The following is a 13,056-nucleotide window of genomic DNA, read 5'->3' on the forward strand; positions in this document are numbered from 1 at the left end:
TTTTTAATACTATTGTAGTACCCTAATAATACGACTGTCAAGATGAAAGCCATAAACATCCATAATATTTAGAGGAGAATATTTTTATTATACTAATCAACCGGATTTGATATAATTCATCTATCAGGTTGGCGAGGTTTACGGGCAAAAAAGGTGAGAATTAAAATCAAAATTACCAATATCAAACAACTATAAAGACCAGGTTTATAAGAACCCAATTTATCTTTAAATATAGCTAAAAAAGAAGGTCCTATGGCACTAGCTATGACCAGAATCATCATCTGAAAACCAGAAATAGCACCCAAATAAGCTCTACCAAAAAAACGCGGTAAAGCCACTGCTGATAAAGTACCAAAAGATCCCATACTAATACCAAATCCAACAATAGTTAATACCCGAAATAAAGGCACGCCAAAATTAGCAATAGCAGCCACACCTATTGCTTCACCAACCATCATAACCATGAATAAATATTTGATATTAACTCTGTCTGCAGCTACCCCCATCAAATAACCAACAATTGTAGATACAACCGCCTGGGGTAAAAATATACTCACTGTCTGCACTTGGGATAATCCAAATTCTGCACCAATATCAACGATATGAAAAGTGATACCTGTAAATATCAAAGACTGGGATGATAATACTAATGTCACCACCCAAAACATAATTGTGGCGATCGCTTCAGCGCGGGTAAAATCTTGTAAGTTGTTTTCAGATGAGTTTTCTACTTCAACCGTAGGTGTTTGTAACTCTCCATCCATTAATAAACCGCATTCTTCAGGAAGATCGCGATAAAATACCCACCCTATTAAACCCATACCAATACCAACAACTGCTGCCATAGTTAGCCAAGCATTTCGCCAACCTAAAATATTAATCAATGAACTTGAAACTATGGGTGCAATAGAGAACCCAAAAACCATGAATAAACCATTAAGACCAGAAACAAAACCCCGACGACGGTTAAACCATTTACCGAGAGTGGTACGACTGGTCATGGTTAACATACCTTGGCCGGAAAAACGCAGGCAGACAAAACCTAATATCAGCATTAATAGCGCTATAGTTAAATCGGGAATTCTAGGAAATGCGTTACTGATGAGAGTAGTTAGGCGATCGCTAAAACTGAGATAACACAAAGTTAAAGCTAAACCTACTGATGCACAAACAACAGTGACTCGCGCCCCAAAACGGTCTAGCAATACTCCGCCATAAGGCAATAGTAAACCACTGGTCAAAGTACCAAAAAAATAAGCATTACTCAGTTGTAACCGTGACAGACCAGTAGCAGCTAGTAAATAGTCAGTGAAAGCACTCATCCCAATAGTTTGAGCGGGTATACTCATTATTACCCCAATGGTGCAAACAATTAAAATTATCCAGCCATAAAAAAACGGGAAATTTTTAGGAGCGAAAGGATAGTCGGGATGTAACAGATTTTTGGGAGTAATTTTCAACATAATTATGATTTTTGCCAAGCAAAGAACGTATAAACTAATATCATCAGGACTTACGCACAAATACTAAATCCAGTGAGGGCGAATGCCATTTGCTAAGGGAATGCTCCGCTTTATATGTTGCGGAGCAAAACGCCCCTACATATTGGGTTGTCAAGGTTAATTTGCGTAAGTCCTGCTATAAACTAATATCATGTCCGAAGGAGAGGCTTTAAACTGAATGGGGATTAATTATCAATTATCCATTATCCATTATCCACAGGACTTACGCACTGATACTAAATCCAGTAAGGGCGCAATTCGGAGCTTTGCGGAGCGCAAATGCCATTCGCCCCTACATATGGCGTTTTCAAGGTTTATTTGCGTAAGTCCTAATCCATTAATAATTACTTTTCTAAAGCTTTATCCCACTCTAACTGATGAGCCAAACCATACTTAATAAAATCTTCTGTTTTTGCTCTATCGCTTTTACCAAAAACTCCTAAACTATAAGGGTTATCTTGCATACGTTGTCTAACTTGCTCTCGTTCAAATTTTGCTACTTCCTCTCTAGGGCGATCGGGTTTAAAAAAGTCTACAACTAAAACTACTCTGTCATAATTAGTGTAATTATGGGGACAGTGTGGATAACTGTGGTCTAAAATCATAAACTTGCCTTCTTGCCAGTAAAGTTTATCGTGGCATATTTTCATATCTGATAGTTAAGAGAATGAAAAACTCTAGTGTTATATCAAAATAGGGTAGTCCTGCATAGTAATGCTGAATAGAAATAAGCAATGCCTAGTGTAGGCATCCTACCCGCGACGGGAGCAAGATGCTCCCACTACCCTGTCTGGTAACAACAATAATTACAATGCACCACCATTACAGTGCACCACCATTACAATGCACCACCACCCAAAATAGCAGTATCAAGACTTATACAAATATACTAAGTGTTTGCAATTCAACTGACTCGAATGTTAACTATTATCTTACAGCGGTTTTCATTTCAGTAAACCACAGTAGGGGCGTTAACGATAGTTATGCGAAGCAAATGGCATTTGCGCTCCGCAAAGCTCCGAATTGCGCCCTTATAGGTTTTTGGTTATGACGATGTGGTTTATCAATCTGAAAAGGGCTGTAGTTGGGCCTGGGTTAACAACTATTATATTAAAGATCAAAGGTTCTAATATTATTATATGGGAATAGGAAAATTAGGGTGTTCAGTTTAGTGGTATTAACAGGAGGATAGTTGCTACAATTTCTAGAAGAAAAATACGATGATATTGTGAAACTAAAAATAGTGTCGTTGCCTAATTTCTCTGTTTACTTATAAATTAATGTTATAACTGCCTGCAGAAGTCTTTTATGAAAGCTAATAAATTAGAATCTTACAGTATAACAGCTCTGACTGTAATTTTAGGGATATTGGCTACAACTCCCGCCAAATCTCAACCCATAACCCCCTCAAACGATGGCACAGGTACAACTGTCAATCAAAACGGCAATCAATTTAATATTCAAGGTGGCACTCACAACGGGACTAACCTCTTCCACAGTTTCGATCGATTCAACGTTAACTCCGGTCAAACAGCCAACTTTGTCACTACTCCAGATACTCGCAACATTCTGGGTAGAATTACAGGTGGAGACCCTTCTATAATTAACGGTCTCATCCAAGTCATCGGTGGTAACTCTAACCTCTTCTTGATGAACCCCGCAGGCATAATGTTTGGCCCCAATGCTAGCCTTAATGTCCCCGCCTCATTCAGCGTTACTACTGCTACAGGTATAGGCTTTAACAGTAATAATTTCTGGTTTCAAGCTATGGGAACAAATGATTATGCCAACCTAGTAGGAAACCCCAGTGGCTATAAATTTAATGTATCAAACCCAGGCGCAATAGTTAATGAAGGAAACCTGAGTTTAAACCCTGGAGAAAATCTTACTTTGTTGGGTGGCACGGTTATCAACACGGGGCAACTCGCCACAGCAGGCGGTAACGTTACTATTGCAGCAGTAGAAGGAGGTAGTACCCTGAGAATATCCCAACCAGGAAATTTATTAAGTTTGGAAGTAGGTTCAACAGCAGCGAATGGGGAAGCTCTCTCTGGTATAAACCCCTTATCGTTGCCCGAACTTTTAACAGGTGGAGAAGTAACTCAGGCCACATCTATGACTGTGAATGGAAATGGTGATGTGGTGTTGATAGATTCAAATACAATAGTGGGTGATATATCAGGAGATGCGATCGCTTCGGGAAACATAGATGTATCGCTCTCCCCTAACCCCCGTTCAACAAAAAGCGCAGCAACATCTGGCCTTCCTCTTGATCAGGGGGACGGGAGGGGGATCGCTCAAGGGGGATATGAATAGTCTTCTTCTTTCCCAGGGAGACAGAAGGGGGAACTCTCAAGGAATAGAAACGAATACCAACTCCAGTTCCCCCCTTAAAAAGGGGGGTCAGGGGGGATCTAATATTGGTGGACAAGTAAATATTTTAGGCGATCGCGTAGCAATTATTGATGCCAATATTAACGCCGATGGTCTAAATGGAGGGGGAAGAGTATTAATTGGAGGGGACTTTCAAGGTGATGGAATAGTACTCAACTCTCAGCAAACTTTTGTCAATCAAAACTCATTTATTTCCGCTGATGCTACCACAAATGGTGACGGCGGTCAAGTCATAATTTGGTCAGATGGAATTACTAATTTTTCCGGGAATATTAGTGCGAGAGGAGGAGAATTTTCTGGTGATGGAGGGTTTGTTGAAGTATCTGGAAAACAGCAATTAATATTTGATGGAAATGTCAATGTTAGTGCTGAATTTGGCACCCCAGGAACAATATTATTAGACCCAGAAAATATCACAGTGGGAGAGTCAGAAAATACTGAAAGTTCAGAAACAGAAACAGTAGATGATAATTCGGAAGTGGCATCTGGTGAAAATTCGGAAAATTCAGAAACTACAGAAAATACTGAAAGTTCAGAAACAGAAACAGTAGATAATAATTCGGAAGTGGCATCTGGTGAAAATACAGAAGAAAATGTTGATAATTCAGAAATAACAGAAAATACAAATTCAGAGACAGAAGTTACTTCTACAGAAAATACTGATAATTCAGAAAAAACAGAAACAGAAACAGAAACACCAATAGACCCCTTTGCTCAAGATGAAAATGCTGATGTGACAATTTCAGCAGAAAATTTTGGGGAGTTATCAGGAGATATAATTTTATTTGCCGACAACGATATAACAATTAATGAAAAGATAGAAACTACCGAATCTGTAGAATTAAAAGCAGGTAGAAGTATTAATATAAATGCCGATATTGATACATCAATTGGCAATGGAAATATTGACTTACTTGGTAATAATGATGAAATGAATATTGCTAACCGGAGTGCCGGAGTAGCATCAATAAATCAACTAGATGGAACAACATTAAATGCTGGTAGTGGAACGATTAATATTCAGTTAGGAAATTTGGGAGAAGTAGGGGATATAAATCTGGCAAATTTAACAACTACAGGGAAAATTTTAGTTAATGCCAATGGTGGAAATATTGCTAGAGTTTCTGATAGTTCAATTATTAATGCAGGTAGTGTTTTATTTGAAACAAATGGCAGTGGAGGAATAGGTTTAGCGGGTGCGTCTTTGCAGTTGAATGTAGAAAATTTAGAAGCGGTTTCTGGTAGTGGTGGAGCGTTTTTTGATGTGTTGGGAGATGTGAATATTGGTGATGTGAGTGAGGATGTAAATGGTATTGTTACTGCTGGGGGAGATATAGAAATTCAGAGTGCAGGAAATGTGACTTTAACAGAAAGTCTTTCTACTTCGGAGCAAGATACTCCTACTTCGGAGCAAGATACTCCTACTTCGGAGCAAGATACTCCTACTTCGGAGCAAGATACTCCTACTTCGGAGCAAGATACTCCCACTTCCGAGCAAGATGCTCCCACTATAGAAAATAATTCAGAGCAAGATAATCCTACTTCCCAACAAGATACTCCTACTTCGGAGCAAGATGCTCCTACTTCGGAACAAGATGCTCCCACTTTGGAACAAGATACTCCGACTTCGGAGCAAGATGCTCCGACTAGAGAAAATAATTCTGAGGTGGAATCTACAGAAAATACAGAAATTGATAGTGGTAGAGGTGGTGCAATTAATATTGAAGCTACGGGAGATATTGTTGCTACAGGTAGTGGAATTAGTGGGGAAAGTGTTTTTCTATCTGGGACGAATATTACAATAAATGATGAATTCGATGAAACTTCTGGGGATGGGAATGTTCAGTTGTTCGCGATAAACGATATAACTGTTGAGGATATCGCAGATGATGTCTTGGAATTTCTACCTGGAACAGGAGAGATAGAATTTCGTGCAGATGTGGATGAGGATGGAATTGGTACTGTGACGATGTTAGATAATCTGCCAGATGTTAGCAGCAACGAGGATACCTTTAAGAATGGTGCGGATACTATTAAGACCAATGGGCGAAATTTGACTATTGCTGGTGCCAGTATTAGTTTGGGTAATGTTGATACTTCTTGGTTCCCAACCGGGGACTTGCTGGCAACTATAGATGTGGATGAGGGAGGAGCTATACCATCAGAAGAAGAGGATAAGAGTGGACTAATATCAACAGAATCTATCTCTGGAGATATTCTTACAGATTCGTTAGAGAGTTTATCTATCAATCGGGATGGGGGTAATGTTAATATTGAGGCGGTAGGGGATATTACTACGGCAGAAATTATTACTAATTCTGGTGAATTTTTTGTTGTATCTGAAGGAGAACAGGGAAGCGGTGGTAGTGGCAATGCTGGTCAGATTAACATAGAAAGTACCACAGGTTCAATTGATACCACGGCCGGATCGCTTTTTGCTCGTTCATTTTTCGGGGATGGGGGTGCTATTTCTCTGGAAGCAGAGGGCGACATTGCTACAAAATCTATCTCAAATGATGGCGAATCTGGAAATGGCGGTGCTATATCACTACAAGCAGGGGGTAATATAACTACAGAAAACTTAAATTCCTATTCTTTATCAAATGATGGCGAATCTGGAAATGGCGGTGCTATATCACTACAAGCAGGGGGCGATATCGCAATAGAAGACCTCAATTCCTATTCTTTAAATGATGGCGAATCTGGGGATGGAGGGGCTATTTTTCTGGACGCAGGAGGTAATATAACTACAGAAGACCTTAATTCCTATTCTTTATCAAATGATGGTGCATCAGGAGATGGCGGTACTATTTCTCTGGAAGCAGGGGGCGATATAACTACAGAAGATATCAATTCCTATTCTTTATCAAATGATGGTGCATCAGGAGATGGCGGTGCTATATCACTACAAGCAGGGGGCGATATAACTACAGAAGACCTTAATTCCTATTCTTTATCAAATGATGGTGCATCAGGAGATGGCGGTACTATTTCTCTGGAAGCAAGAGGTAATATAACTACAGAAGATATCAATTCCTATTCTTTATCAAATGATGGTGCATCAGGAGATGGCAGTACTATTTTTCTGGAAGCAGGAGGTAATATAACTACAGAAGATATCAATTCCTATTCTTTATCAAATGATGGTGCATCAGGAGATGGGGGTAATATTTCTCTGGAAGCAGGGAGTAATATAACTACAGAAAACCTCAATTCCTATTCTTTCTCAAATGATGGCAATTCAGGGAATGGAGGTACTATTTTCCTCAACGCAGAAACTATCAAATTTAATCAACCAAAAGATGCAGATACAGAACAACTGCAAATAAATACATTCTCAGTCGGAACAAACAACTCCGAAAAAGGTGGAGACGTTAACATTACCACCAACAACCTCAGCAATGTAGAAATATTGACACTATCTAGCAACTCCGAGTCAGGACAAGTAACAATAGAAAATAAATCAAGAGGAAACCTTCTACTGAATGACTTATCCATCATCACCAGTAAACAAATAGCGACCGACACCCCTTTGTCAGGAGAAATAATAATAGACGTAGGCAGCACAGAAGGGCGATCGGGAAACGTCAACATTTTCAGTTCAGGCAACCTCAACCTCAACAACGTCACCATCGCAAGTGACACCAAAGGAGACCAAAATGCTGGAGAAGTCTACATCGATAGCCAAAAAAACATCACACTCGACAACACTAATATCTTCAGTATCACCAACGCCGAAGGAGACGCAGGCAACATCACCCTTGTAACTCCCCGAAACATTCAACTCACCAACAACAGCAAACTCCGAGCAAGTACAGAAGGTACAGGTAACGCAGGCATTATCGACATCCAAGCAAACAAGCTCAACCTACAGCAAGGGACTAGCATAATTACAGAAACTTTTGCAGCAGGTGCGCCAGGAGAGATTGCCATCAACGCCAACACTGTAGACATTGGGGAAGATGCTCAAATCAGTAGCACATTAGTATTAGGCTCAACCAGCACTGAAGACGGAGGCAATATTACCATCAACACCAACGAACTTAATATCACGGGAAAACTCGGAATATTCGCAGAAACCGAAGGAACGGCCAACGCGGGCACCCTTACCCTCAGTCCTTACAAAGACAACCCAGACCTCAACATCAATTTCAGCAACAACGGTTTTATTTCTGCTTCTACCTCCTCCACAGGTAATGGGGGTAATATTAACCTCAGTGCCCCAGAAACTATAGATATTGCTGGAAAAGGATTCATCGCTGTAGAAACCTCAGACAAAGGAAACGCTGGTATTATCAACATTGAAACCCAAAACCTCACCCTCTCAGATGGAGTAGCTATATTCGCTTCTACCACAGACAAAGGAAACGGTGGAGCGATCGAGATCGACACCGAAGACTTCACCCTAGAAACAGGAACAAGTTTAACTACACAAACCAATAATCAAGGAAAAGCTGGAGATATAGAAATCAACACCAGAAAACTAACCATAGGAGAAGATGCCCAAATTAGTGCCACAGCAAGAGAAGGAGCAACCAATACCGAAGCAGGAGGCAACATTACCATTAATGCTACAGATTTACTAATATCAGGTCAACTAGGAATATTCGTAGAAACAGCAGGAGAAACTCCGGCAGGTACTCTTACTCTCAACCCTTATAAGAGAGGGGAGCAGGGGAGTAGAGAAAATCGTTCCCCTCGCTTTGACCCCGACCTCAATATTACTTTCACCGAAAATGGCTTTATCTCAGCACTCACCACAGCAAGTGGAGATGGAGGTAACATCAATATATTCGCTCCAGAAAATATAAATATTTCAGGGGAAGGACGAATAACAGTTGAAACAGAAGACAGAGGAAACGCAGGCATCATCAATATCGAAACCAAAAACCTCACAATAGCTGAAAACACAACTATATCAGCAGCTACTTCCGATAGTGGAGACGGAGGCAGCATCAACATCAACCCCAGTGAAACTTTTCAACTGGAAGGTCAAATTATTACGGAGACTACCGGAGCTGGAGACGGAGGAAAAATTACTATTAACACAGGGGAACTATCAGCCGAAAATAGTACCATCTCAGCCAGAAGCACAAGTACTGGCAACGCAGGCGCAATAGAAATCACAGCTCAAGAAAATATCGTAACAGGGGTTATCCAATCTTCTGCCTCAGAATCATCTGAATCACAAGAAGCTGCTAACGGAAGTGACATTACTATTACCAGTGAAGAAGGAGAAATAAATGCCACCCAACCCATCCAATCATTTTCTGAAAATGGTAACGCTGGAGATGTGACTCTGACTGCCAAAACAGACGTGACTACTAATACCATCAGTTCCCACGGAGAACAACAAGGCGGTGAAATTACCATAATTACAGAAACAGGAAACATAGACACCAGTAATGGATTTTTGGCAAACTATTCTGGGGAGGGAACTGGCGGCAACCTCACCCTAGAAGCATCCGCAGGAAACATCACTACCAGTGACATTTACTCCTTTGCCGATGCAGACGGTGGCCAAATTCTCTTAAAAGCAGGAGGTGACATCAATATCACCGAAAATAGTAATGTTATCTCTGCCTCCGAACCATCAGAAAAAGAGGGGGAGAGGGGGAGCGGGGGAGTAGGGAGAGGGGGAGATATTATTCTCGAAGCAGGTAACAACATCAACACCACAGCAGCAAGAATATATTCCGGTGCAGATGAGGGCGATACAGGTACAATAGATATTGTTGCGGATGACGCAATAGAAGTAGGTCAAATAGACCTGGAATCAGGGTTTGTCAGAGAAGAAAGACCAGTATTTAACAATTTTACCCTCATACCTAGACCCCAAGGAGAAGCCACCCAAGGAGTAGCAGGAAATATCAATATTACTAGCAACAACGGCACAATAGACACCACTGCTGGAGTAATAAACTCTCGTTCCCCTGACGGCACTGGAGACATTACCCTCAATGCCAGAGAAGATATTACTCTAGGCAAACTAGAAGCTAGCGCTATCAACGAAACCACACCAACCACAGGCGGAAACGTTGAAATTATTAGTGAAAAAGGTGAAGTCAATTCGACCCAAGCAATAGAAACATTTTCAGAACAAGGTACAGCCGGAAATGTGAATATTCAAGCCGAAGGTTCGATTAATCTAGAAAATATTCTATCCCAGGGAAGGGAGCGTGGGGGTGATATTACTATTGACACTCGCAGTGAAAACAGCATGGATATTCAAGGAGAGTTAAACACTTTTTCGACGGACGGTATTGGTGGGGATGTCACTCTCACATCTCGAGGTAATATCAGTATTAGCGGCATTCGTTCCGAAGGGATGCAACAGGGTGGTGACATCACATTGGAGAGTGAAATAGGGGAGATTAGTTCAACGGGAGACATTACATCTTTTTCAGAGGAAGGTAGAGGAGGAAATATTGATATTGATGCCCCAGAAAGTGTGAATCTGGAAAATATATCATCCTTTGGTGCCACTAACAGTGGGGATTTGATGATTAAAAGTCAGACAGCAACAGTGAATACAGGAAATGTGACGACTCAAGCACCAGACGGTCCCAGTGGTGAAGTTATTATTAATGGCAGTCAAATAACTACAGGAAACTTAAGTTCTTTGGGTACAGTCAGTTCAGGTATTATTCAACTAGAAGCAACTGATGGCTCCATTACTACTTTGGACTTAGAATCAATTGCTTCAGAGGGGGAAGCAGGTGGTATCGATCTAGATGCAACAGAAGATATAAGCAGCGAAGACCAAAATATAATTTCTGGAGATGGAGATGCCAATATTGATATTGATGGTGGAGGAGATGTTTCCGTAGGTAATCAAGAGGCGATCGCCAATCAAGGAGATGCTAATATCGATATTCAACCAGGTGGGAATATTAGCGCCGAGAATCAAACTGCACAGACCAATCAAGGAAATGCTAATATCAATATTCAACCAGGTAGTAATATTAGCACCGAAAATCAAACTGTACAGGTCAATCAAGGAGACGCTAATATCGATATTCAAGCAGGTGGTAATATTCCTGTAGAAGAGCAAACAACTACTTCCGTAGGTGGGAATGCAACTATTAATGATACTCCAGACAATATCAATACCGGAGAACAAATAGCGATCGCCCCACAGGAAATAGAAACAATTACTAATATTGATAGTAGCGACATTATTATACCAGAAGATACCACTGATAACCAGATTCTCCCAGTAGAAACTAACCCCATCCAAATAGAAAATCTCAATGATTCAACCGAGATACCAGTAACCACCGCAACTGACACCACTGACACCCAAATAGAGAATAATCAATCCCAGTCAATATTACAGCAAATATCAAACAATAGCAATTTTTTCACCCTGACCGCTCCCACTAACAATAACCAAACAACCAATGCAGGCACTGCTCAAGAACAAACAGAAGCATCTATCAAGCATACAACTGACACCCAACAAATCTTAAAAACAATTAATCCAGTTAATACCAGAACTCTAATAACAGCCACAGCTTCAGACCAAGTAGTAACAATGTTAGAACGAAACAGTCTCCAGGAATATTCAGATTTCCTGGGAGCAAATCTTGAGGAAAAATTAATTTCTACACAAAGCGTCCGAGACATATTAAGTGACATGGCAAATCAAACCGGAAAAGAATCTGCCATTGTTTATATTAATGTCTATCCAGAACAACTACAAATAATCTTATATACCAAAGAAGGTCAACCAATAATCAAAACCATTCCCGAAGTCAACCGCGAACAAATCATGAAAGTTGCCCTAGAATTACGAATAAGAGTTACAACTCCGTCCCAGCAAGATAATGATAGTTATCTATCACCAGCACAAACATTATACAATTGGCTCATTGCACCCATAGCATCAGAACTAGAAGCAGCCAATATCGATACCTTACTATTCAGTATGGATGAAGGTTTGCGAACTTTAGCCGTAGCAGCATTACACGATGGCGAACAATTCCTGATCGAAAAATATAGCCTGAGTTTAATTCCCAGTGTCAGTTTAATGGATACCAACTACCGACCGCTGCAAAATACTAGGGTATTAGCAATGGGAGCAAGTGAGTTTATTGCTCACAATTCCTTACCAGGAGTACCTGTTGAACTAGAAATTGTTTCCCAAAAACTATGGCAGGGTAGTATGTTCCTCAATGAAGATTTTACTCTTAAGAATTTAATTACTCAAAAAGAAAGTTATCCCTATCCTATTATTCATTTAGCCACTCATGCTGATTTTAGACCGGGAAAAATTAGTAATTCTTACATTCAGTTATGGGGAACTGAACAAATAAAATTAGACCAAATTAGGGAGTTGGGTTGGAATGAGAGTTCTGTAGAATTGTTAGTATTATCAGCTTGTCGCACCGCCTTTGGGGACAAAGATGCCGAATTAGGATTTGCGGGATTAGCAATAGCATCAGGAGTAAGGTCAGCTTTAGCTAGCATTTGGTATGTCAACGATCGAGCTACCTTAGCATTAATGACTGAGTTTTATAGTCATTTGAATCAGACTAAGATTAAGGCAGAAGCTGTAAGACAGGCGCAGTTAGCCATGTTGCGTGGGGATGTGGTGATTAGGGGAAATCAGATCGAGAGGGTTGGAGGTCTTGAGTCCGTAGAGTTACCATCGGTGCTAGGGGAGATCGAGAATCGAAAATTATCTCATCCTTATCATTGGGCAGGGTTTACTATGGTGGGTAGTCCTTGGTAGGTGATGGGGTGATGGGGTGATGGGGTGATGGGGTGATGGGGTGATGGGGTGATGGGGTGATGGGGTGATGGGGTGATGGGGTGATGGGGTGATGGGGTGATGGGGTGATGGGGTGATGGGGTGATGGGGTGATGGGGTGATGGGGTGATGGGGTGATGGGGTGATGGGGAGGCAAATTTCCACCTTTTTCTCTATTCTATTTCTCTAGCTGCTGATATCAAATCCGTTTTATTGAACATCAAAAAATTCTCCAATCGTCATAACTACGCTCATCTTTGTAATTCTTTCTCCTCCTGATATAGAATCCGGTTATACAGTATATGTTTATAATTCTATCCACACTTTCTCGCCTTCAATATCCCGAAACTCTCCACCCTCCCCACACTCCCCACACTCCCCTCCTGGGAGGGGTTAGGGGTGGGT

General features: G+C 40.8%; 5 protein-coding genes. 2 read left to right on the plus strand and 3 right to left on the minus strand.

Annotated features, from left to right (window positions below):
- Positions 1-116: 116 nt before the first annotated feature.
- Positions 117-1,463 carry a nitrate/nitrite transporter gene (locus SAGCYANO_RS12175; RefSeq protein WP_237396092.1) on the minus strand — a complete coding sequence of 449 codons (1,347 nt, stop codon included), beginning with the start codon at positions 1,461-1,463 and terminating at the stop codon, positions 117-119.
- A gap of 383 nt (positions 1,464-1,846) precedes the next feature.
- A complete protein-coding gene (locus SAGCYANO_RS12180) occupies positions 1,847-2,152 on the minus strand; it encodes an aspartyl/asparaginyl beta-hydroxylase domain-containing protein (RefSeq protein WP_202220326.1) in 306 nt (101 codons plus the stop codon).
- Positions 2,153-2,810: 658 nt separating this feature from the next.
- On the opposite strand from SAGCYANO_RS12180, the gene SAGCYANO_RS12185 reads away from it, so the two are divergent.
- Positions 2,811-3,818, plus strand: coding sequence for a filamentous hemagglutinin N-terminal domain-containing protein (locus SAGCYANO_RS12185; RefSeq protein WP_202220327.1), 1,008 nt, complete (start codon positions 2,811-2,813; stop codon positions 3,816-3,818).
- A complete protein-coding gene (locus tag SAGCYANO_RS12190) occupies positions 3,811-12,633 on the plus strand; it encodes a CHAT domain-containing protein (RefSeq protein ID WP_237396093.1) in 8,823 nt (2,940 codons plus the stop codon). Before SAGCYANO_RS12185 ends, SAGCYANO_RS12190 begins: the two co-directional genes overlap by 8 nt.
- On the opposite strand, the gene SAGCYANO_RS12195 is transcribed toward SAGCYANO_RS12190, so the two are convergent.
- Positions 12,611-12,808: a hypothetical protein gene (locus SAGCYANO_RS12195; RefSeq protein WP_202220329.1), complete on the minus strand. Its 198-nt coding sequence runs from the start codon at positions 12,806-12,808 to the stop codon at positions 12,611-12,613. The genes SAGCYANO_RS12190 and SAGCYANO_RS12195 overlap by 23 nt on opposite strands.
- Between the last annotated feature and the right edge of the window lie 248 nt (positions 12,809-13,056).

Origin of the sequence: Okeania sp. KiyG1 (genome assembly GCF_014132355.1) — a bacterium.
Classification (GTDB): domain Bacteria; phylum Cyanobacteriota; class Cyanobacteriia; order Cyanobacteriales; family Microcoleaceae; genus Okeania.